This is a genomic window from Janthinobacterium foliorum, assembly GCF_978021625.1.
This window is the reverse complement of record NZ_CDXDQE010000004.1, coordinates 87901-108753: the sequence shown is the minus strand read 5'-3', so window position 1 is coordinate 108753 and position 20853 is coordinate 87901. Positions and strand designations below refer to the sequence as shown.

Below are 20853 nucleotides of genomic sequence, written 5' to 3'. Positions count from 1 at the left end.
CAGGCTCAGGACGTGATGCGTTCCCAGCCATGCTTGACGGCCGCCTTGAAGTCGTCCCACGCCGACTGCGGATACGTGTGTTCCCAGTTGCTGCGCAGCTCGGCTTCCACCTGCTCCCAGCTTTGCCCCCGGTAGCTGGCGCTGCCCGCCATCGAATGGCCATAGCGGTAGGCGGGATCGTAATCCTCGAAGCGCGCGCCGCTGGCCGCGTACTGGCTGCTCCAGTGGTTGCGGTAGTACTGCTCTTCGTCGTAGCTGGCGCCGGGCAGGTTGTCGGCGCCGGGATAGCGGCGCACGGTGGCGCCCGCGCCGGACGATGGCATGCTGCCTGCAAACTGCTGCGATGCCGCCGCCTCGTGCAGCGTGCCGGCGCTGCCGGCGGACGTGCCCTGCTGCGATGGCGCGCCGGATGCCGACTGGATGCTGGCGCCGTGGCGCGGCGTTGTATCCTGCAGTGGCGCGCCTTGCCAGCCGCCGCTGCGCCAGTGCTCGGCGTGCGCGTCGATGTCGATGGGCGCATAGCGCTCGACGATGTCGGTGGCGCGCTGGATGTCGGCGTCGCTGGCGTCTTCCAGGGTCAGCACGATATGCCCGCGCCGCACGGCTTCAGCATACACGTGGCGGTCGGCATGGCTGCCGAACAGGTCGGAAAAGAAATGCTTGACGCTGTCGAGCAGGCTGTCGCCCTCGTCGCGGCGCGCCTCGTCCGCGACGGCGCCCGTGTCACTGCCAGCGTCGTGCAGGCGGATATTTGCGCTGGGAAAGCCTGCCGTGATCAGGTCCTGCCGCGCGTGCCCGGCCATGTCGCGCTGGGCGAAAACTGCTGCCAAAGTGTGTGCCATGATGGTCTCCAATCGATGAACAACGTCCTTGCAGTGTAGGCCGTGAAAAGCGAAATGGGCGCCCGTTTGCCCTTTGGAAATCATTGTCTCGACAACTGTTTACAGGGTGATATGGGCGCCATGGCGCCACGTGAAACCTCAGTCTGCCGTCCCCACGAAGGCGCGCAGGAAGTCGATGAAGGCGCGGACTTTTTCCGGGATATGCTGGGTGTTTGCATACACGGCATACACGCCCTGCCCGGGGAAGACGACGTGCGGCAGCAGGTGGTGCAGGCGTCCCGCGCGCACCTCGCCTTCGACCTGCCATTGCGGCAGCAGGGCCACGCCGCAGCCGCCCAGGGCAAAGCCCAGCAGGGCCGAGGCGGAGTCGGAATGGATGACGGCTTCGTCCTGCGCGGCGAAGACGGCCGGGCCATCGGGCGTCTGCACGTCCCAGCGCAGGGGAGAACTCAGGCGGCTGTGCGCCAGCCAGCGCGCCCGTTGCAGCTCGTCCAGGCTGGCGATGCCCTTGTGGGGCAGGCTGGCCAGGTAGGCGGGCGAGGCCACGGGCCAGATGGCGTACGGCTCGATCAGCGCGGCGCGGTAGCTCGAATCGTTGAGTGAACCCATGCGGATGGCCACGTCGTAGCGCCCGGCGATCAGGTCTTCATGCGAGGATGAGGACGAGTGCTGGACCCGCAGCTGCGGGTGGGCGGCGGCAAAGGCGATCAGCGCGGGGACCACCGTGCGGCTGCCGTATTCGACGGTGGTGGTCAGGCGCAAAGTGCCGCGCAAGCCCTGGTGGCCCTGGCGCGCCGTTTCGATGGCGCCATGCGCCTCGCTGAGCACGCGCTGGCAGTCTTCATAAAAGCGCCGCCCCACGTCCGTCAGCGCCAGGCTGCGCGTGCTGCGCGTCAGCAGCGACACGCCCAGCTCCGCTTCCAGCTGTTTCAGGTTGAAACTGACGACGGCCTTGCTCTGGCCCAGCACGGCGGCGGCGGCCGTCAGCGAGCCGGCGTCGACGATGGCGATGAAAATACCCAAACGGTCAAGACTGATCATAAATAAATATGAGGATACATGCGGGTTACGGGAGTTTGTCAAAATTTATTTGACAGTGTAATCGGGGCTGGCCCGTTACGCAAATGGCGTGTGGCGCTTAAGCTGGCCGTTTGCCATTCGGAGCACCATGGACTACCGCAAAAAGGTCGCCGCCATCTATCTGCTGGGGTTTTTCGTCGACCTGATCAACATGTTCATCACCAGCGTGGCCTACCCCGACATCGGCCATGGCTTGCACGCCTCGGTGGCGCAGCTGGCCTGGATCAGCACCGGCTACATCCTGGGCCTGACCATCGTCATCCCCGCCAGCGCCTGGCTTGCTGCCTATTATGGCAGCAAAACCGTGTTTATGGCCTCGTTGCTAACTTTTTTATTCGCCAGCGTGGGCGCCGGCCTGGCGCCGTCGATCGAGGCGCTGATCGCCTGGCGCTGCGTGCAGGGCCTGGGCGGCGGCTTGCTGATCCCGCTGGGCCAGAGCATGACCTACCAGCTGTATCCGCCCGCGGAGCGCCCCGGGCTGTCCTCCGTCATCATGCTGGTGGGCTTGCTGGCCCCTGCCCTGTCTCCCGCGCTGGGCGGCGTGATCGTCGACAGCCTGTCGTGGCGCTGGATTTTCTACCTGAACGTGCCCTTCGCCGCGCTGGCGCTGCTGCTGGCCGCCTGCTGGCTGCGTCCCGACCCGCCGCGTGCACACGTCCCCCCGCTCGACGCGGGCGGCCTGCTGGCGGGCTGCGTGGCCATCCTGCTGCTGTTGCTGGGCTTGACCATGCTGGGCACGCCAGGCGATGCCTGGGCCGGCGCCGGCGTGCTGGCGCTGGGCGGCGCCTGCGCCTGGGGCTATGTGCGCGGCGCGCTGCGCAAGTCCGCGCCGCTGCTCAACCTGCGCCTGGCCAGCGAGCCGCTGCTGCGCGTCTCCATGCTGATGTATCTGCTGGTGCCCGGCGTCTTCATGGGCGTGAGCCTGCTGGCCATGCTGTACCTGCAGGGCGTGCTGGGCATGTCCGCGTCGACGGCGGGAGCCCTGATGCTGCCGTGGGCTGTGGCCTCGTTTGCCGCCATTGCGCTGACGGGCAAAAGCTACCGCCGCGTGGGGCCGCAGCCCCTGTTCATCTGTGGTGCGCTGCTGCAGGCGGCGGGCATGCTGATGCTGCTGCGGGTGGATGCGGCGAACCAGTGGTTCTGGCTGGCCGGCGCGTACGCCGTGATGGGTTTCGGCGGCGGTTTATGCAGCAGCACGGCGCAAAGCACGGCCTTCCTGCGCACGCCCGATACGCAGCTGAGCCAGGCCAGCGCCGTGTGGAACATCAACCGCCAACTGGGCTTTTGCCTGGGCGTCGCCCTGCTCAGCGTACTGCTCAACAGCCTGCTGGCGGCGCATGGCGTTGCATCGCTGGACGACCCCGCCCAGCAGGCGCGCGCGGCACGGGTTTTTCACTGGTGTTTTGCCCTTGCCGCTTGCTCGTGCGTGCTGCCCTTGATGCTGTGCGCGCGCATCGACAACCGCGCCGTGCTGGCTCTTTTTTCTCACCCTCAGGAAGGTAAAAAATGAACGAAAACAAGCGTTATTTTGACGACGTGCTGTCCACCCATGTGCTGATCCGGCAATGGCTCGGCGGCGAGGCCACGGCACCCGCACATTGCGCCGATCTGCTGGCGCGTTTTTCCCCCGATTTCACCATGATTTCGCCCGGTGGCAAGCAACTCGACGCTGCCGGATTGACGGCCTTTTTTCAGTCCGCCGGTGGCAGCCGCCCGGGCTTGCAGATGCATATTTCCGACCTCGTGCTGGTCCAGGAAAGCGCCGCCGGCGCCAGCGTGACGTACCGCGAATGCCAGACGCTGCCCGGCGGCGCCAGTACGGAACGATTGTCCACCGTTGTGTATGACACCACGCCCGCCGGTACCCTGCTGTGGCGTCATTTGCATGAGACGTGGGTGGTGCCGGCGCCCGTGTAAAGCACCGTCGTGTGCGGCATGTTCCTACAGGCAGGCAATCCGTGCACCGGCTGTGGCGCCGGTGTTTTGGGCGCAAGATGGGTTTTTATCCACCGTTACCAGGAGAAGCGCGATGAACGATATTCCATCCACCGCCACGGACCAAGGCCGTAACAGCCGTATGGACAAGACCGATGCCGCGAAAGCGGACGGCGACGCCTACGCCAACCAGGGCGGCGGCAAGCCTGCCAGCGGCAATGTCGCCAGCGGACACTGGGCGAATAACGTGATCACGCCGCAGAATCCGCCCGACGCCGTGGAGCAGGAAAACCTGCCCACCCTGGGACAGCCGGAGCACCGGGAGCACGTCAAGGGAGTTGCCCAGCAGCCACACAGCGAAGCGGGCAAACTGGCCGACGACAGGCCGGGCCGCAACGAATCGAAAGACGTGCACCGGTCGCTCAATCAGCATGAATGAAGCGGCACGACAATCAGCACGAAATCAGGCAAAGAAAAGCACAAAGCAGGCTTAAAAACAGGCGCGGATCCGGCCTGCATAATCAGCTCAAATCGTGCAAGTCTTTTTGCAGCGCCGGGCCGATGGACAACTGCGAAAAGACCACCTCCAGGCCCCCGCGTTCCGGCGTGCAGCACATGGGTCCCGCCAGGTAGCGCGGGGCGACGGGAAACGGCGCCAGGCGCAGCAGCGGCCAGCGCAATCCATCGGTGGAATATTGCACGCGGATGGCGCCTTGCGCCACCGTCACGCGCAGCCAGAAGCCGTCCGGCATGGCGGGCGCGAGGCTGACGGCCCAGTCGGAGGCGCCCACCGTCAGCACGCTGCTGAGCAGCAGCTGGCCGTCGGAAAATTCGACGCCGCATTTGATCCAGTTTTCCGCATCGATACGCACCATCAATCCGGCCTGGTCATACAGCGATGCGTACTGCGCCGCCACGTGCAGCTGCGCCGTGAAATCGCCGGCGATGTCCGTGCCAAAAAAGTGGCCGCTGTCGCGGATAAAACCATACGAAGTCTTGCGCCAGAAATCCGTGTTGGCATCCGTCGTCACCCGCAATTGCGCGCCGTCGGCGGACCAGGTTTCCGGTGCATTCAGCCAGCTGCCTTGCGTGAACATCGCTTCTCCCTGTGATCGAAAAATGCTACATAGTGTGCCCCCATCCCAGCGCCTTGTACAGGGCGATCGCGTCGATGTAGGACGCCGTTTCTGCCTGCAGCGCTTCGCGCCGGATATCGAACAAGGCGCGCTGGTTTTCCAGCACCGCCTGGTAGCTGCCGGAGCCGCCCTGGTAGCGCGTGCTGGCGATGTCGAGCGCCGCGTTGCCATGGCGCGCCGACTGCAGCAGGGACGCCAGGCGCGCCTGGTTTTCCGCCAGCTGCGTGACGGCGTTTTCCACCTCTTCCTGCGCCACCAGCATCGCTTGTTCGTAGCGCGCCAGCGCGCCTTGCGCCTCGGCCTGCGTGCCGCGCCAGCGCGCCCGCACGCTGCCCAGGCGGAAGGCGGGATAACTGACGGATGGCGCCACGTCGAAGGCGCGCGCGCCGCCGTCAAACACGCCGCTGCCGCGCAGCGCAAAGAAGCCCAGGAAGCCACCGAGACTGAGGCGCGGATACAGGTCGGCCCTGGCGGCCCCCGCGTCTTCGCTGGAGGCGGCCAGCAGGCGCTCGGCGCGCACCACGTCGGGGCGTTGCTTGATCAGCCGGTTCACGTCGCCCAGCGGCAGCCGGCCCGCCAGCGGCGCCTGCTGCCATGGCGTGGCGGCCAGCCAGATGGCGCCCGCCGCGTCCGTGCCAGGTCGCTGGCCGCGCAGCACGTCGAGGCGGTACTGCGCCTGGCGCAGGCCCGCCTGCAGGCGTGGCAGCGCCGCCTCGCTGCGCGCCAGGTTGGCCAGCGCGTTATGGCGCTCTTCCGGCAAGCCGCTGCCGGCGCGGATGCGCGCGTCGATCAGGGCCACCGTGCCCTGCCAGCTATGCACCTGCGCCTGCGTCAGCGCCAGGTCTTGCTGGTAGCCCAGCGCCTCGTAGTAATTGCGCGCCACCTCGGCGGCGATCGTCAGCTGCACCTGCTGCAAATCCGCCTGCGCCGCGTCGGCGCGCGCCTGTGCGGCACGCGTGAGATGCGCCAGGCGGCCGAACAGGTCGATCTCCCATTGCGCGTCGAATCCCACCCGCGTTTGCGCAGTGGCGGCGCGGCTATTGGGCGTGTCTTGCTGGACGCTGCGTTGCCAGCCCGCCCGGCCCGTGACGGCCGGCAGTTCATCGAGGCGGCGCTCGTCGAAGATGGCGCGCGCGGCCAGCAGACTGGCCTGCGCCTGCGCGATATCGAGATTGTGTTCGAGCGCGCTGGCGATCAGCTGCGACAGGCGCGCATCGTCGAAAAACGTCCACCAGTCAGCCTGCGCAGACTGGGCGGCCACGCGGGCGAATTGCGCTTGCTGCGGGCTGGCCAAGGCGATGTCTGGCGTGCCCGGCGTGACATGGGCGGGACTGACGGCGCAGCCGGCCAGCACGGGGAAAAGAGCGACAAGATAGCGGTAATTTTTCATATGGATTCCTCCAGCGCCTGCGACAAGTCGCGCGCGCGCGGCGTGGCAGCATCGGCCGTGTGGCGGCGGGCCAAAAAGGTGTACACGGTGGGCAGCACGAACAGCGTGAAAAAGGTGCCGATCACCATGCCCGAGACGATCACCACGCCCAGGCCAAAGCGGCTGTTGGCGCCCGCGCCGGAAGCGAACAGCAGCGGCACCAGGCCCACCACCATGGCCGCCGTCGTCATCAGGATCGGCCGCAGGCGGATCTGCGCCGCCTTGCGGATGGCGCTGAGGCGGTCGAGCCGTTCATGCACCTGCAATTCATTGGCAAATTCCACCATTAGGATGCCGTGCTTGCTGATCAAGCCGATCAGCGTCACCAGGCCGATCTGCGTGTAGATATTCACGGTGGCGTAGCCCAGCGCCAGCGGGATCAGGGCGCCGCAGATGGACAGCGGCACCGTGATTAGGATGATCAGCGGGTCCGTCAGGCTTTCATATTGCGCCGCCAGCACCAGGTAGATCACGATGACGGCCGCGAGGAAGGCCAGCAGCAGGGCATTGCCTTCCGTGGCGAACTGGCGCGCATCGGATTGCCAGTCGTAGCTGAAGCCCGGCGGCAGGGTTTTCGCCACGCCGTCGAGGAAGGCGACGGCGTCGCCCAGGGTTACGCCGGGCGCCGGCACGCCCTGGAAGGTGGCGGCATTTTGCTGGTTGAACTGCGTCAGCATGTTCGGCTCGACCGCTTCGCTCACGGAGACGACGGCGGACAGGGGCAGCAGGCTGCCGTCGTCGGCGCGCACGTACTGCTGCGTCAGGGCTTGCGCCGTCAATCTCTGTTCGCGCGGGCTTTGCGCGATGACGTCATACGCGCGGCCATCCATGCCGAAGCGGTTCAGATAGTTTTCTCCCACCAGCACGGCCAGCGACTCGCCGATGTCCTGCATCTGGACGCCAAGGCTGTTCGCCTTGGAGCGGTCCACGCGCACCTTGACGACGGGGTTGTTGTAATCGAGGTCGCTGTCGACGACGGCGAACAGGCCGCTGGCGCGCGCCCGCTGCTTGACGTCTTCCATGGTGCGGAACAGGGTGGCGTAATCCTGCGCGCTGCGCAGCACCATCTGCACGGGCAAGCCGCCGCTCGACCCGGGCAAGGGCGCCAGCTGGAAGGCGAAGATGCTGGTGCCTTCCACGTCGCCCACGGCATGCTGCAACTCGGCCTGGATGACGGCCGCGTTGCGTGAACGCTCGGCCCACGGCGTGAGGTTGATGCCGCCGATGCTCGATGCCGGCCCTTCGCCGCCGTTGATGATCCAGCGCGAGGCCGTTTCGGGCACGTTTTTATAAATCTCATCGAGCTTGTACGAGAAGCGCTCCACGTAATCGAGGTTGGCATGCTGCGGCGCCTTGATCGCCGTCAAGACGCTGGCCTGGTCTTCCGACGGCGCCAGTTCGCGCTGCGGCAGCAGGTACAGGAACGGCAGGCTGACCATCACCAGCGCGGCGAAACCGGCACTGAGCCAGCGGTGGTGCAGGGAGCGGTCCAGCAGGCGCGCATAGCGGCTGGTGAGGCCCTCGAAGAAATGCTCGGCGGCGCGCGCCATGCGCCCTTCCGATTGTTTCGGCTGCAGCAGCAAGGAACTCATCACGGGCGACAAGGTCAAGGCCACCACGCCCGACACCACCACGGCGCCGGCCAGGGTCAGCGCGAATTCCTTGAACAGCGCGCCGGTGAGCCCCCCCATCATGCCGATGGGCGCATACACGGCGGCCAGGGTGATGGTCATGGCGATGACGGGGCCGGCCACTTCGCGCGCGCCCACCAGCGCGGCCGCCACGGGCGTCTTGCCTTCCTCGATATGCCGGTGCACGTTTTCCACCACGACGATGGCGTCATCGACCACCAGGCCCACGGCCAGCACCATCGCCAGCAAGGTGAGCAGATTGATGCTGAAGCCGAAGGCCAGCATCAGCGCCGCCGCGCCCAGCATCGACAACGGGATCGTCACCACGGGGATCAGCACGGAGCGCAGGGAACCCATGCACAGATAGATGACGATGACGACGATGAGCAGCGCTTCGAGCAGGGTATGCGCCACCTCGTCGATGGAAGACTGGATGAAGCGCGCCGTCTCGAATGCCAGTTCGACTTGCACGCCGGGCGGCAGAGTTTTCTGGATTTCCGGCAGCAGTTTTTTGATGCCGTCGACGATCACCAGCGGGTTGCCGCCGGGCGTGGGCGACAGGCCCAGGTACACGGCCGGCACGCCGTCCATGATGCCGCTCGTTTCCGTGGCCGCTGCCCCCAGTTCCACCGTGCCCACATCCTTCAAGCGCACGAGGGCGGCGCCGTCTTTCGCATCTGCGCCTTTGGTGATGACCATGTCGCGGAACTCCGCCACGCTGGTCAGGTCCGTGTTGACGCTGATGTTCGAGACGACGAATTGTCCCTTCACCTTGCCGGGCGCCGCCTGGTAGTTATTGCGCCGCACGCTATCGGCCACGTCGGCCGCCGTCAATCCGCGCGCCGCCAGCTTGGCCGGGTCGATCCACAAGCGCATGGCCAGCTGCTGGCCGCCATACACGTCGACCTTCGCCACGCCGTCGATGGTGGCGAACATGGGTTGCACCACGCGCGCCAGGTAGTCCGTCAGCGCGGGCGCGGACACGCGCTCGCTGGCAAATCCCACATACGCGACGGCCGAGGAATCGCCTGCCGCGCGCTCGATGACGGGGTCAAAAGCGCCTTCGGGCAGCTTGTAGCGCACCTGGTTGACCTTGGCCATGACTTCCGTCAGCGCCTGCGTGGAATCGCGGTTCAGTTCCATGCGCACGGTCACCGTGCTGCTGCCCTGCACGGACGACGATGTCAGGTAATCGATGCCTTCCACCGACGACACGGCTTGCGCGATCGGCTGCGTGACAAAGCCCTGCATCAGCTCCGCCGAGGCGCCCGGATACGTGGTCGTCACCGTGATGGTGGACGATTCGAGCATCGGATACTGGCGGATCGGCAGCTGCAGGATGGCGATCACGCCCAGCATCAGAATCAATGTGCTGATCACCAGCGCCAGCACGGGGCGGCGCACGAATAAATCGGTCAATTTCATGATGGAGGCCTTTCCTTACGAACCAGCTCTTGGCGTGGCGCGTTTCGCCTCGTCCAGGGTGTTTGCCACGGCTTGCACGGGCATGCCGTCGGCCAGTTTCAGCTGGCCGGAGGCCACCACGCGCTGGCCTTCGCGCAAGCCGTCGAGGATGGCCACCCTGCCCCCTGCCCGCTCGCCCAGTTTCACGCCCACGCGCCTGACGGTGAGCGGCTGTTTTCCCTCCTGCTGCGCGATGAACACCGTGTCGCCATACGCGCTGTAGGTGACCGCCGTTTCCGGCACCGTCAGCTGCTGCCCGGCTTCGCGCGCCACGCGCACGTTCGCGTACATGCCCGGCCTCAGGGCGCTGCGGGGATAGCCCAGCGCCGCCTGCACCTGCACCATGCGCGAGCGGGCGACCAGCGGGTCGATGGCGTTGATCTTCGCCGTGAAGATTTCATGCGGATAGGCGTCCACCAGCACTTGCACGGCCTGTCCCGGCGCCAGTTTGGCGCTGCTCTGTTCATCGAGGGCGAAGTTCACCAGCAGCGATCTGGTGTCGATCAGGCTGGCCACCGTGTCGCCCGCATTCAGGTACTGGCCCGCGTGCACCTTGCGGATGCCCAGCTGGCCCGCGAACGGGGCGCGGATGGTCTTTTGCGCGATCAGGGCCTGCGTCTGGCGCACGTCTCCCAGGGCCGCGTCGCGCGCGGCCAGCGCGCTATCCAATTGCTCCTGCGTGGCGGCTTTTTCCTTGACCATCTGCGCCGCGCGGGCATGGCTGATTTCCGCGTTTTTCAGCTGCGCGCGCTGGCGCAGCAGCACCGCCTGTTCCTGGGCGTCATTCAGCTGTACCAGCACGGCGCCGGCCGCCACGCGCTGGCCCGATGCGAAGCGGATCTGCGTGATGCGCCCGCCTGTTTCGGCCGCCACCTGCACCTGGCGCGCCGCCTCCAGTTCGCCCACGCCGGCGAAGTAGCGCTCCTGCGTACCCAGCACGACGGGCACCAGCGCCACCTTGGTGGCGGCAGAGGCGGCGGCATCGGTCGCATGGGCCGCGGCTTGTGAGTCGGCGCGCGGGTAGAGCATGGCGCCCGCGACGGCCAGGGTGATGGCCAGCGCGGAGGCGCCGACGATTTTCGTATGCATGATGAAGTCCTTTACAGCGGGGAAGAAGGGGCGCAGCGGAGGCTGATCAGGTCCGCTGCGCGTTGAAAAGAAGGAACAGGCCGATGGTCCACAGCAGCAGCACCAGGTGCGTCGTCTGCAAGCCTTCCTGCGCGATCCAGTAACCGAACCACAGGCCGCCCAGGTGCATCAGCAGCAAGAAGGCGGCCATGGCGCACAAGGCCAGGTTCAGCCAGGGCAGCGCCGCCGTCAGGGACGTGCCAAGGAACAGCGCCACGCCCGTCCAGGCGGCGAGGGCGGCCAGCAGCTGCAAGGCCAGCACCCCGCCCAGCGCGACGCGGTGCCAGGCCAGGGATGTGAGCGCGCGGCGCAGCAGCGGCGTCTGGATGGTCGGGTCCTGGCGCAGCGGGTCCATGCGCATGGTGTTGCCGACGGCCCAGACGGCGCCGTGGAAAGCGTGCAGGTTGTTGATGCTGGCCAGAGTCAGCCAGGTGGCCAGGCCGGTGGCGAGGATGGCGTGAAACAGCCAGATGGAATGCTGCAGCTGCATGGGAAATCCAGTCCAAAAGAGTGTCTTGCCGGCATGCGGACGTGGAAACTCCTCGACAGCAGGAAGCTACCGGCCTATTATGCAAGCAATTAGTTGGTTAACTGAGCCCATGATAGTTGAGTGAAATGAATTACACAAGTAAACGTTTGGATAATAACGAGGCGCCGCAAACGACGGAGCGCATCCTGTATTTCATCAAGACCAAGGGACCCGTCTCCACGGCCACCCTGGCCAAGACCCTGGACATGACGGGCGAGGCGGCGCGCCAGCAAGTGCAGAAGCTGGTGGCGGCGGGCCTCATCGAGGGGCGCCAGGAAGCGCAGGCGGGCGCCGGCCGGCCACGGCAGAACTGGGTCCTGACGGAGGCGGGCCATGCGCGCTTTCCCGACACGCACGCGCAGCTGACGATCAAGCTGATCGGCTCGGTGCGCCAGCTGTTCGGCGAGGCGGGCCTGGATAAACTGATTACCCAGCGCGAAGAGGAAAGCCGCAGCGCGTACGCCTTGGCGTGCTCGGCGCCGGACTTGCCCACGCGGCTGCAGCAACTGGCGGCCGTGCGCGACGAGGAGGGTTACATGGCGCGCGTGGAAGCGGACGGCGAGGACTGGCTGCTGATCGAGGACCACTGCCCCATCTGCGCCGCGGCGCGCACCTGCCAGGGCTTTTGCCGCTCCGAATTGCAGCTGTTCCAGGAAGTGGTGGGACCGGGCGCGAGCATCGTGCGCGAACAGCATTTATTGACGAACGCGATGCGCTGCATCTACCGCATTGCTCTTTTGCCCTAAGCTGTCGGAAACAGGGGCCGGGCAGCCAGTGCCACCAGCCCCGCCAGCCACCAGACCACGGGCCAGCTGCTGGCCGCCAGCAGGTGCGGGATGGCGATCGGCGTGAGGAACAGCCCCACGTACACGGCCGTGTTCGCCATGCCCAGGGCCGTGCCCGCGTTGGCGCCGCCCGCTTCCGTTGCCAGTTCCGTGTAGGCCACGCCATGCCAGGCGGACACGGCGATGCCGGCGACGATGACGGCGGCCATCAGGACCCAGCCCGGCGCGTCGCTAGCGGCGGCAATGCCCAGCAGCACGAACGATGCCAATGCCACCAGGGCCGAGCCGCGCAGGTAGGCGGGCCGGTTCGCGTGGCGGTCCGTGTGGCGCCCGCTCCAGATGCGCATCGCCATGGCGCCCGCCTGCAGGGCCACCATCACGGCCGTGATGGCGGCCAGGCCCAGGTGGCCGTCATCGTGCAGGAACACGGTGGCGTAGCTGAGCACGGCAAATTGCGGCACGCACAGCAGGCCGATGGCGGCCACCATGCGCCAGACTTTCCGGTTGCGTAACGGTGGCGGCGGCTTGACCTCAGACACGCCCGTGGACGCCTTGTGCGGGCCTGTGGCGGCCTCGGCAGAGAAATCGGGCTCATGCATCCAGCGCCACGTAAAAAACGCCGACAGCGCGCATACGAGGGCCAGGGCGCCAAACACGGGCATGAAGCCGTAGCGCGATGCCAGGCTGGGCAGGACGAGGGCGCCGAGCCCGCCGCCCAGTGGCACGGCCGTCTGGCGGATGCTCATGGCGAAACCCCGTTCGCCGGCGCCGAACCAGCGCATCACGGCACGCCCGCTGGCGCCGTTCACGCTGCCGCCCAGCACGCCCACCAGGGCCAGGCCCGCCGCCAGCGTCCACAGGGGCGGCACGGCGCCATCCTGCGGCGTGATCCACAGCAGCAGGGCCAGCAAGGCCAGCATGGTGCCCAGCAAGCCCGTCAGCAGCACGGGGCGGTCGCCCCAGCGGTCGGTGGCCATGCCCCACGGCAGTTCCGACAGGGCCACGCCCAGGCCCATGGCGCCCAGCGCCACCCCCAGTTGCGTATTGCTCAGGTGATAGCCGCTGCGCAGCCAGATGGCCGTGGTGGGCATGCCATTGGCGGCGGCGGAAAACGTGGCGTTGGCCGCCACGCCGACGGCCAGCACCTTCCAGCGGTGGCTGGCGTCGTGGCGGGGTGCGGCGAGGGGCGCGATGGCGGAGGGACAGAGGGTGGACATGGCAAGGTCGGGAAAGTGGTTGACCTTGCTAGTGTTGCGCAGTACGATCGTTCTGAATATCAGATAATTTAATGCAAACCATCCCATAAAACAGGACGATGCAAGCGCCGCCATGCATACACTCAATTTCGACATTTCCTTCCTGCGCAGCTATGTGGCAGGTATCGAGCTGGGCAGTTTCGTGCGCGCGGCCGACAAGGTGGGCCGCTCCACCTCGGCCGTCAGCGCGCAGCTGAAAAAACTCGAGGAGCAGGCGGGCGTGCCCCTGTTCCGCAAGGATGGCCGGGGCCTGGCGCTGACGCAGGCGGGCGAGGTACTGCTCGGCTATGCGCGCCGCCTGCTGGAATTGAACGACGAGGCGGCTGTCGCCCTGCGCGGCGTGGAACTGGAAGGCTGGATCAGGCTGGGCTTGCAGGAGGATTTTGGCGAGGCGCTGCTGCCCGAGGTGCTGGGACGCTTTGCGCGCGCCCATCCGAAAGTGCGCATCGAGGCGCACGTGGCCTGCAACACGGCCTTGCTGGAGCGCCTGTCCATGGACCAGCTGGACCTGGCCTTGCTGTGGGGCGGCGCGGGCATCGTCGGACTCGACGGCTATCCGCTGCACCAGCGCCAGCGCATTGCCGAACCCGTCATGCGCTGGATCGGCGCGTCCAGCGTGGCGTGGCAGCCGCAGGCGGGCGAACCTTTACCCCTGATCATGTTTGACCGCGAATGCCTGTTCCAGCGCTGCGCCACGCAGGCACTGGACCGCGCCGGCATCGCCTGGCGCATCGCGTTTACCAGCCCCAGCCTGGCTGGCCTGTGGGCGGCGGCGGCGGCGGGGCTGGGCGTGACGGTGCGCACCGGCCACGGCTTGCCGTCGTCCGTGCGCGCCCTGGACGAGGCCGAGGCGGGCTTGCCCGCCCTGCCCGCGCTATCGCTGGAATTGCTGCGCGCCGCGCCCCAGCCCCGGCCGCCAGTGGAGCGGCTGGCGGCCCTGATCATCGAGTCGCTGCAGGCCGCGCCGGCTTAAAACTCTTGCACCGTCGGGCGCAGCACGATTTCATTGATGTCCACGCCATCGGGCTGCTCGATCGCGTACGCCACGGCGCGCGCCACGGCATCGGCGGGAATGGCTTGCTTGTAGAACTCTTTCAAGCCGGCCGCGCTTTCCGCGTGGCTGCTGCCATCTGGCAATTCCGTCGCCACGGCGCCAGGCAGGATGGTGGTGGTGCGGATGGCGCCGCCCACTTCATGGCGCAAGCCTTCCGAGATGGCGCGCACGGCGAATTTGGTGCCGCTGTAGACGGTGCCGCCAGGGCTGAACACTTTCGCGCCCGCCACCGAGGAAATGTTGATGAAGTGGCCGCTGCCCTGGGCGCGGAAATGCGGCAAGGCCGCCGCGATACCGTACAGCACGCCCTTGATGTTGATGTCGATCATGCGTTCCCATTCATCGACCTTCAGCGCATCGATGGGCGCGATGGCCATCAGGCCCGCATTGTTGATCAGCACATCGACTTTGCCGAACACGGCCAGTGCCGTGTCGATCAGATTTTTTACGTCGGCGGCCTGCGTCACATCGGTCTGGGCGATGGCGGCCTGGCCTCCAGCCGCCGTGATTTCCTCGGCGATGGTGTTGAGCAGATCCATGCGCCGCGCACCGAGCACGACGGAGGCGCCCAGCGCCGCCAGATGACGCGCGGTGGCTTCGCCCAGGCCGCTGCTGGCACCGGTGATGACGACGACTTTCCCTGCAATTGCTAGACTCATGATGGTTTCCTTATGGAGGCAGCACGCTGCTGCGGATGACATCGGTGGTGGGTGCGAACGCCATGGAGCGTATCGCGCGCAGTGCGGCTGTGCTGGCGAGTCAGGCATTGTCAGGAAGCGGCCACGCGGCACGCATAGCTTAGCGTATTTGCTGCAATAATGATAATTATTAAGTGTGCGCGATCAGTACCTGCACGGGTGCCATGGGAAAATCGCTGGCGCTATAGTGCTGCACCTGCCGCCAGCCCGAATCGCGCAGCAATTGCGCCAATTCCCCCTGCCGCGTCACCGTGCGGCCCAGCATGCGCATCGGCAGATAGTAGGGCAGCACGCGCGATGCCTCGTCGGGCATGGGCGCAATTTCCGCCTGCACGCAGACGAGCACGCCACCGGGTTTCAGGGCCGCATGCATCTTGCGCAAGGCGGCCGCCATGTCGGGCACGAAGTGCAGCACGGACGAGCACCAGATGAGGTCGTAATCGCTGCCGATGTCGTCGCTGCCCAGGTCGCCGCCCAGGGTTTCCACGCGCTCAGATAATTGCGCGTGGGCGATGTTCGCGGCCGCCACGGCCACCGTTTCCGGCCAGTCGAATACGGTAGCTTGCAGACCCGCATGGGCTTGTGCCAGCGCCATGGCGACCCAGCCGGGACCGCCTCCCAGGTCCAGCAGGCGCAAGGGCGTGTTGCGCGCCGCGAATGGCGCCACGCGCTGCATGACGGACAGGGCCGCGCGCATGGTGACGGCGCGCTGTTCCTGGCCGATCTGCTGCTGCGCTGCGGCGGCCCAGTTGACGCCATTCGCCGCGCTGTACGGCGCCGCCTTGCCGCCCTCGCGCACCAGGCTGCTCAGCTGCGTGGCGAAATGGCGCAGCGCATGCAGCCGGTACAGCCAGGCATCGCCGCAAAAGGCGTCCGAATCGCGGCAGAAATATTGCAAGGTGGATGCCGCGCAGCGGTAGCGCTGCGTCTGCGCATCGGCGTCCGCCTCGGCCAGGTCGCGTTCCAGCACCTGCATGCTCCACAGCAGTTCCAACAGCAGCGCCGTGTGCGGCGCATGCAGCGTCAGGGTCTCGGCCAGCTGCGCCGGCGTGTGCGGCGTGGCCAGCACCTCGAAAATGCCCAGTTCCAGGGCGGCGGCCAGCGCATCGGCCTGGACGGGCGCGACGGCCAGGTCCCAATACGGTTGCAAGGCGTGTGATATGGAGAACGGCATGGTGCTTCCTTTCGGCGGTGTGGGCACGAGGTGTGCATGAGCGCTATTTTATGCAACAATGAGAATAATTATCATTTGCATTTGTATGCGAGGCGGCGCAATTCGTATGCGCGGCGGCGCGCCAGGACCAGGAGGAGCAATGATGGAACAGGACAGGGAAGCGGCGGGCTGGACGCGGCGCCAGCTGGCCCATGGGCTGGACGATTGCCGCGCCGAGCAGCGGCAGATCGATCAGGGCTTGTTGCTCGTGCACTCCGATTACCGGCCACGCCATGCGCTGGTCGAGCAGTCGAACCATGACGATGCGGGCGGCATGGTGATCACCATCGGCCTGGAAGGCGCATCCGGCTACACCACGCGCGATGGCGAGCAATTGCGCTTCCAGGGCGGCCACACGACGGTGACGGTGTTTCGCCACACGAGCGGCGAACGCCGCTTCGAGGCGCATCAACGGGCGGCCCAATTGCGCGTGCTGGTCGACGAGCAGGCGCTGGCGCGCTATTGGCAGCCGGGGCTGTCGTCCCTGCTGCCCGACGGCGGCGCGCGCCAGCTGGCGCATGCCGCCACCACGCGCGCCAGCACCCTGCAGGCGCGGGCTCTACTGCGCGCGACGGACCCGCTGGCCGTGCACATCGGCGTGCTCAGTTTGCTGGCGGAACAGTTGCGCGGGCTGCAGCCGGCGCCCGCGCCGCTGCCACGTTGGCGCGACGCTGACATCGCCAAACTGGAACGCGCGCATGCGCTGATGCAGGAGCAGATGGCGCAAGCACTGACGCTCGACTACCTGTGCGCGCAAGTGGGCTTGAGCCTGTTCAAGTTCAAGCAGGGCTGGCGCTACCGTTACGGCGACAGCCCGCAGCGCACCCTGCTGGCGCTGCGCATGCAGCGGGCAAAGTTGCTGCTGGAAAATGGTTGCCAGGTAGCCCAGGCGGGATGGCAAACGGGCTACCGCCACCCGCCCAATTTCAGCGCCGCCTTTACGCGCTATTTTGGCTATACGCCCAAGACGGTGGCGCGTGCGGGGCCATAAAAAGGCGGTGTAGAATCGGCGGGCAGCAATCACCCATACGACCCATAAGGAGACATGATGGCCCGCAAAATCTTCGTCAATCTGCCCGTCCAGTCGCTGGACCGTTCCGTAGCATTCTTCACGGCCCTGGGCTTCAGTTTCAATGCCCATTTCACGGATGAAACGGCGACCTGCATGATCGTCGCCGACGACATCTTCGTCATGCTGCTGACGCACGACAAATTCAAGCAGTTCACGCCCAAGCAATTGTGCGATACCACGGTGGCGACGGAAGTGCTGGTATGCCTGTCGGCCGAGAGCCGTGGCGAAGTCGATGAGCTGGTGGCGAAGGCCGTCAAGGCGGGCGGCAGCCTGTACAAGGAGCCGATCGATTTCGGCTTCATGTATGGCCACAGTTTCCAGGACCCGGACGGGCATCAGTGGGAGCTGATGTACATGGAACCAGGCGCCGTACCTGGCTGATAGGTGGTGGTGTCTGGTGGTGTCGGATTACGCGGCGTGCCGCCGCTAAGCCGACCTACGCGACAGATCGGGTAGGTCGGATCAGCGCGGCAACGCCGCGCGTAATCCGATGTCTCCGCCAGCTCAGGAAGCCAGCGCCAGCAGATCGACCACGTCCAGCCCGGCCAGGTCTTGCGTCGTGTTGCCCGCAAACGCGGCGCGGCTCGGCTGGCCATGTTTCAGCCAGGTGCGCGTCACGGCCTTGATCTGCGCCAGGGTGCAAGTCAGCACGCCCGTGCGGAACTGCTGGCGCACGGCTTCCGTCGTGCCCCGCTGCTGCATGTTCCACGCCGTCAGCGCTTCCGCGTACGGCGAATGCGGCTTGTCGAGGCCCTTGATGACGCAGATGATGGCTTCTTCCACCTGCTCTTGCGAGAAGTCGCCGTCGAGGATCTGGTCCAGCGTCGTGCCGAAGTCGGCAAAGGTGCCGGCCAGGCGCGGATCGCGGTAGGAACTGAGCGTGAACGTGCCGGCGCCGGCCGCGTAGCTGGCGCTGCCGCCATACGCGCCGCCCTTTTCGCGCAGGGCCGTATGCAGCACCTGGTTGGTCATCAGTTCGGCGGCCACGGCCAGGGCCGAGGCGTCCGGATTGTGCACGCCGGGCACGGCCCAGGAGACGAAGCAATGGTTGATCTGGCTCGTCGCATGCAGGGCCGTATTGGCCAGCGGCAAGGCTGCTGGCGCCGGTGTTTCTGCCGGCGCAGCGGCCTCCGTGCCGGCTGCCGGCAATGCCAGCAGGCGCGCCAGGATGATGCCATCCTGCTCCAGGCCCGCGCACAGTACGGTCGGCTGCTGGGCGATGATGTGCGCGTGCAGGGCGTCGAGTTCGCGGGCGATTTCCTGCAAGCCCGCCGACGTCTTGCTCAACTGCTGCAAGCGGCGGTAGAACGGCAGTGCGGCCGGGCCGCCGACGATGTCGTCGAAGCGCCGCGTGGGCGACAGCGGCGCCGTCGAGGCCAGCATGGCGTAGCGGTTGCCCGACTCGGCAAGGCTGGAGAGTTTGTCCTGCACCAGGCTTTCGATCAGGAAGGCCAAACGTTCTTCTTCATCGAAGCGGGGCTTGGCGATCCAGGCCGACAGCACGGCGGCGATGGCCGCGTGTTCCTCGCGCAGGCCGCTGGCCGAGAACGACAATTCCACGCGCATCGCCTGTTGCGGGCGGGGAATGGCTTCCAGGCCGATGTGGAACGACGGCACCATGCTCTGGCGCCAGGCGCTGGCGTCGTCGAAGGACATGTCGCCCACGCCCAGTTCCGGCGCCAGGTCCGTGTACAAACGCAGCCATGGCCACGACGCTTCCGGCAGGCTCGACACGTCGTACAGCACGTTGGCGTAGCTGATGCCGTTCGAGGCGATACTGAACGCCACGGCGCCATCGATGACGGGCGGAATCGGCAGTGCCGGGCGTGGCAGCGCGCTGACGTCGCCGGGGCGGATGCGCGGCAAGACTTCCGAATTCGACGGCAGCTGCTGGTGCGCTTCCAGCGCAGCGGACTCGGCGATGATGTGCTCGCGTTCGGCGTCCGTCAGGCTGGCCTGCAGGGCCGCCAGCTTGGCGTCTTCCTGCGCGGCGCGGTCCGTGAAGTAGGCGGCATCGGGCACCACGCGCGTGGTCAAACGGGTCGGGTTGGCGATCAGGTCGCGCACCAGCTGCTTGAAGAATTCCGGGTCCTCGATTTGCTGTTCCAGGGTTTCCAGGATGTCCGCATTGTCGAAGGCATCCATGACGTCGCCGCCATACATGGCCAGTGGCAAGGCGTGCAGCAAGCGGCCCAGGCCATACGGCATGCGGCCGCTGCTGATTTCGCGCTGGCTGTACTTGATGTCGCGCAAGGCGGCGTGCAGCACGGCGGCGGGGATGCCCTCTTGCGCCGTTTCTTCCAGGGCCGTCCAGATGCGCTGGTGCGCGTCGGCGATCTGTTCCTGCGTCAGGCCTTCCATGCCGATGTGGAACACCATCTGGCGGATGCCCGCGTCGCGGCCATTCATGTCCGACGGGCGGCCATAGCCGGCCGATTCCATGGCGCGCATGACGGGCGCCGACGATTCGCCCAGCAGGCCATGCGACAGCAGGTGCGCATGGTAGTAGGCGATGGGGTCGCTCGACTCGCCCATCAGCCAGGCGAATTGCAGGCCGAATTCATCGTCGCGCGCTTCCTGCGACGGAATGTTGACTTCGTTTTCCTGCGGCGCGCTCCAGGTGGGCGCCAGCTGCGGCAAGCGGCGCGGGCTAAAGCCGCTGAGCTTGGACAGCACGCGCTCGGCCACCTGTTCCTGCACGGCTGACGCTTCGATGTTGCCGGAAGTCATGATGACGGCTTGCGACGGGTGATAGTGGCTGGCGTGGAATTCCTTCAGCATTTCATGCGTCAGTTCCGGGATCACCAGGGGATCGCCACCCGATTCCACTTCGTACGTCGTGCCCTTGAGCAAGGTGCTGGCGATGCCGCTGTCCAGTGCGCGCATGGGGCTGTTGAAGGCGCCCTTCATTTCATTGAAGACGATGCCTTGGTACACCAGCTTGTCGCCTTCGAAGGCGTGGCGCCAGCCTTCCTGGCGGAAGTTCAGGTAATCGAGATTCGGGAAGAAGGCCGCGTCGAGGTACACGTCGAGCAGGTTGAAGAAATCCTTGCGGTCGGTGCTGGCGAACGGGTACACGGTGCGGTCCGGGTAGGTCATCGCATTCATGAAGGTAGCCGTCGAGCGGCGCAGCATCGAGAAGAAGGGGTCGCGCACCGGGTAGCGGGCCGAGCCGCACAGGGCCAGATGCTCGAGGATGTGCGCGCGGCCATCGCTGACTTCCGGCACAGTGGGAAAGGCCACCAGGAACACCATTTCAGCCTGCTCGGTATGCATGTGGATATGGCGCATGCCCGTTGCCGGGTCGACGTATTGCTCGATGGTCGCCTGCAAGACTGGAATGAAGTTGCTGCTGACTTTTTCAAATGTGCTCATGCGGTATGGGATCTCTGCGGTAGGTGATTCGGAAATTGGCGTGCGGTGGACGTGCATCACATCTGGGGACAAAGCGGCGAAATGCCAGGGCGGGGGCCACTTTGGTGCCTGTGTAAAATTTTTCCCTATTGTACTAGGAGTGTTGTCGCTGCGCCGCCAGGTGCTGCTTGGCTGCCGTCTGGCGGCCGGAAAAGCAACAGCGGACAGGAATATTGTAATATCGACC

General features: G+C 66.3%; 18 protein-coding genes. 7 read left to right on the top strand and 11 right to left on the bottom strand.

Features of this window, described 5'->3' with window-relative positions:
• Window positions 1-5: 5 nt before the first annotated feature.
• The gene (locus ACZ92H_RS10745) at window positions 6-842 is read right to left on the bottom strand and encodes a hypothetical protein (protein ID WP_465049329.1); all 837 of its coding nucleotides are present in this window, start codon (window positions 840-842) and stop codon (window positions 6-8) included.
• 138 nt (window positions 843-980) lie between these two features.
• Window positions 981-1883, bottom strand: coding sequence for a LysR family transcriptional regulator (locus tag ACZ92H_RS10740; RefSeq protein WP_465049328.1), 903 nt, complete (start codon window positions 1881-1883; stop codon window positions 981-983).
• Window positions 1884-2010: 127 nt separating this feature from the next.
• Here ACZ92H_RS10740 and ACZ92H_RS10735 point away from each other — a divergent pair, with 127 nt between their 5' ends.
• From ACZ92H_RS10735 to ACZ92H_RS10725, 3 genes are all read left to right on the top strand, one after another.
• The gene (locus ACZ92H_RS10735) at window positions 2011-3432 is read left to right on the top strand and encodes an MFS transporter (protein ID WP_465049326.1); all 1422 of its coding nucleotides are present in this window, start codon (window positions 2011-2013) and stop codon (window positions 3430-3432) included.
• Window positions 3429-3839 carry a DUF4440 domain-containing protein gene (locus ACZ92H_RS10730; protein ID WP_465049324.1) on the top strand — a complete coding sequence of 137 codons (411 nt, stop codon included), beginning with the start codon at window positions 3429-3431 and terminating at the stop codon, window positions 3837-3839. Before ACZ92H_RS10735 ends, ACZ92H_RS10730 begins: the two co-directional genes overlap by 4 nt.
• Window positions 3840-3951: 112 nt before the next feature.
• Window positions 3952-4296 (top strand): hypothetical protein, encoded by a 345-nt coding sequence (locus ACZ92H_RS10725; protein ID WP_465049322.1) that lies wholly within the window; start codon window positions 3952-3954, stop codon window positions 4294-4296.
• Between the two features lie 82 nt (window positions 4297-4378).
• On the opposite strand, the gene ACZ92H_RS10720 is transcribed toward ACZ92H_RS10725, so the two are convergent.
• From ACZ92H_RS10720 to ACZ92H_RS10700, 5 genes are read right to left on the bottom strand one after another with little or no spacing between them, the layout of a single operon-like run.
• On the bottom strand, window positions 4379-4954 hold the full coding sequence (locus ACZ92H_RS10720) for a DUF1349 domain-containing protein (protein ID WP_465049321.1): 576 nt from the start codon (window positions 4952-4954) through the stop codon (window positions 4379-4381).
• 25 nt (window positions 4955-4979) lie between these two features.
• Window positions 4980-6383, bottom strand: coding sequence for an efflux transporter outer membrane subunit (locus tag ACZ92H_RS10715; RefSeq protein WP_465049320.1), 1404 nt, complete (start codon window positions 6381-6383; stop codon window positions 4980-4982).
• Window positions 6380-9478 (bottom strand): MexW/MexI family multidrug efflux RND transporter permease subunit, encoded by a 3099-nt coding sequence (locus ACZ92H_RS10710; RefSeq protein WP_465049319.1) that lies wholly within the window; start codon window positions 9476-9478, stop codon window positions 6380-6382. The genes ACZ92H_RS10715 and ACZ92H_RS10710 overlap by 4 nt, the downstream gene beginning before the upstream one ends.
• A gap of 15 nt (window positions 9479-9493) precedes the next feature.
• Window positions 9494-10606: an efflux RND transporter periplasmic adaptor subunit gene (locus tag ACZ92H_RS10705; RefSeq protein ID WP_465049317.1), complete on the bottom strand. Its 1113-nt coding sequence runs from the start codon at window positions 10604-10606 to the stop codon at window positions 9494-9496.
• 46 nt (window positions 10607-10652) lie between these two features.
• Window positions 10653-11135, bottom strand: coding sequence for a DUF2165 family protein (locus ACZ92H_RS10700; protein ID WP_465049316.1), 483 nt, complete (start codon window positions 11133-11135; stop codon window positions 10653-10655).
• A gap of 125 nt (window positions 11136-11260) precedes the next feature.
• On the opposite strand from ACZ92H_RS10700, the gene ACZ92H_RS10695 reads away from it, so the two are divergent.
• Complete coding sequence (locus ACZ92H_RS10695; RefSeq protein WP_465049315.1) at window positions 11261-11920, top strand: helix-turn-helix transcriptional regulator; 660 nt, start codon at window positions 11261-11263, stop codon at window positions 11918-11920.
• Here the strand turns inward: ACZ92H_RS10695 and ACZ92H_RS10690 are convergent.
• Entirely contained in the window at window positions 11917-13176 is a 1260-nt protein-coding gene (locus ACZ92H_RS10690; RefSeq protein WP_465049314.1) for an MFS transporter, read from the bottom strand. The two genes, ACZ92H_RS10695 and ACZ92H_RS10690, sit on opposite strands and share 4 nt — an antisense overlap.
• Window positions 13177-13288: 112 nt before the next feature.
• On the opposite strand from ACZ92H_RS10690, the gene ACZ92H_RS10685 reads away from it, so the two are divergent.
• Window positions 13289-14188, top strand: coding sequence for a LysR substrate-binding domain-containing protein (locus tag ACZ92H_RS10685; RefSeq protein WP_465049313.1), 900 nt, complete (start codon window positions 13289-13291; stop codon window positions 14186-14188).
• On the opposite strand, the gene ACZ92H_RS10680 is transcribed toward ACZ92H_RS10685, so the two are convergent.
• Together ACZ92H_RS10680 and ACZ92H_RS10675 are read right to left on the bottom strand one after the other, a co-directional pair.
• Window positions 14185-14928 (bottom strand): SDR family oxidoreductase, encoded by a 744-nt coding sequence (locus tag ACZ92H_RS10680; RefSeq protein ID WP_465049312.1) that lies wholly within the window; start codon window positions 14926-14928, stop codon window positions 14185-14187. The two genes, ACZ92H_RS10685 and ACZ92H_RS10680, sit on opposite strands and share 4 nt — an antisense overlap.
• A gap of 169 nt (window positions 14929-15097) precedes the next feature.
• Window positions 15098-16141, bottom strand: a complete 1044-nt coding sequence (locus ACZ92H_RS10675) for a class I SAM-dependent methyltransferase (RefSeq protein ID WP_465049311.1) — start codon at window positions 16139-16141, stop codon at window positions 15098-15100.
• 139 nt (window positions 16142-16280) lie between these two features.
• On the opposite strand from ACZ92H_RS10675, the gene ACZ92H_RS10670 reads away from it, so the two are divergent.
• Window positions 16281-17171 (top strand): helix-turn-helix transcriptional regulator, encoded by an 891-nt coding sequence (locus ACZ92H_RS10670; protein WP_131374915.1) that lies wholly within the window; start codon window positions 16281-16283, stop codon window positions 17169-17171.
• Window positions 17172-17228: 57 nt separating this feature from the next.
• Window positions 17229-17633, top strand: a complete 405-nt coding sequence (locus ACZ92H_RS10665; protein WP_465049310.1) for a VOC family protein — start codon at window positions 17229-17231, stop codon at window positions 17631-17633.
• Between the two features lie 123 nt (window positions 17634-17756).
• Here ACZ92H_RS10665 and ACZ92H_RS10660 read toward each other — a convergent pair whose 3' ends face one another.
• A complete protein-coding gene (locus tag ACZ92H_RS10660) occupies window positions 17757-20627 on the bottom strand; it encodes an insulinase family protein (protein ID WP_465049309.1) in 2871 nt (956 codons plus the stop codon).
• Between the last annotated feature and the right edge of the window lie 226 nt (window positions 20628-20853).

Excerpts from the sequence above, each read along its gene's own strand:
- ACZ92H_RS10745 (WP_465049329.1), bottom strand. The coding sequence starts at position 842 with ATGGCACACACTTTGGCAGCAGTTTTCGCCCAGCGCGACATGGCCGGG.
- ACZ92H_RS10740 (WP_465049328.1), bottom strand. The coding sequence starts at position 1,883 with ATGATCAGTCTTGACCGTTTGGGTATTTTCATCGCCATCGTCGACGCC.
- ACZ92H_RS10735 (WP_465049326.1), top strand. The coding sequence starts at position 2,011 with ATGGACTACCGCAAAAAGGTCGCCGCCATCTATCTGCTGGGGTTTTTC.
- ACZ92H_RS10730 (WP_465049324.1), top strand. The coding sequence starts at position 3,429 with ATGAACGAAAACAAGCGTTATTTTGACGACGTGCTGTCCACCCATGTG.
- ACZ92H_RS10725 (WP_465049322.1), top strand. The coding sequence starts at position 3,952 with ATGAACGATATTCCATCCACCGCCACGGACCAAGGCCGTAACAGCCGT.
- ACZ92H_RS10720 (WP_465049321.1), bottom strand. The coding sequence starts at position 4,954 with ATGTTCACGCAAGGCAGCTGGCTGAATGCACCGGAAACCTGGTCCGCC.
- ACZ92H_RS10715 (WP_465049320.1), bottom strand. The coding sequence starts at position 6,383 with ATGAAAAATTACCGCTATCTTGTCGCTCTTTTCCCCGTGCTGGCCGGC.
- ACZ92H_RS10710 (WP_465049319.1), bottom strand. The coding sequence starts at position 9,478 with ATGAAATTGACCGATTTATTCGTGCGCCGCCCCGTGCTGGCGCTGGTG.
- ACZ92H_RS10705 (WP_465049317.1), bottom strand. The coding sequence starts at position 10,606 with ATGCATACGAAAATCGTCGGCGCCTCCGCGCTGGCCATCACCCTGGCC.
- ACZ92H_RS10700 (WP_465049316.1), bottom strand. The coding sequence starts at position 11,135 with ATGCAGCTGCAGCATTCCATCTGGCTGTTTCACGCCATCCTCGCCACC.
- ACZ92H_RS10695 (WP_465049315.1), top strand. The coding sequence starts at position 11,261 with ATGAATTACACAAGTAAACGTTTGGATAATAACGAGGCGCCGCAAACG.
- ACZ92H_RS10690 (WP_465049314.1), bottom strand. The coding sequence starts at position 13,176 with ATGTCCACCCTCTGTCCCTCCGCCATCGCGCCCCTCGCCGCACCCCGC.
- ACZ92H_RS10685 (WP_465049313.1), top strand. The coding sequence starts at position 13,289 with ATGCATACACTCAATTTCGACATTTCCTTCCTGCGCAGCTATGTGGCA.
- ACZ92H_RS10680 (WP_465049312.1), bottom strand. The coding sequence starts at position 14,928 with ATGAGTCTAGCAATTGCAGGGAAAGTCGTCGTCATCACCGGTGCCAGC.
- ACZ92H_RS10675 (WP_465049311.1), bottom strand. The coding sequence starts at position 16,141 with ATGCCGTTCTCCATATCACACGCCTTGCAACCGTATTGGGACCTGGCC.
- ACZ92H_RS10670 (WP_131374915.1), top strand. The coding sequence starts at position 16,281 with ATGATGGAACAGGACAGGGAAGCGGCGGGCTGGACGCGGCGCCAGCTG.
- ACZ92H_RS10665 (WP_465049310.1), top strand. The coding sequence starts at position 17,229 with ATGGCCCGCAAAATCTTCGTCAATCTGCCCGTCCAGTCGCTGGACCGT.
- ACZ92H_RS10660 (WP_465049309.1), bottom strand. The coding sequence starts at position 20,627 with ATGAGCACATTTGAAAAAGTCAGCAGCAACTTCATTCCAGTCTTGCAG.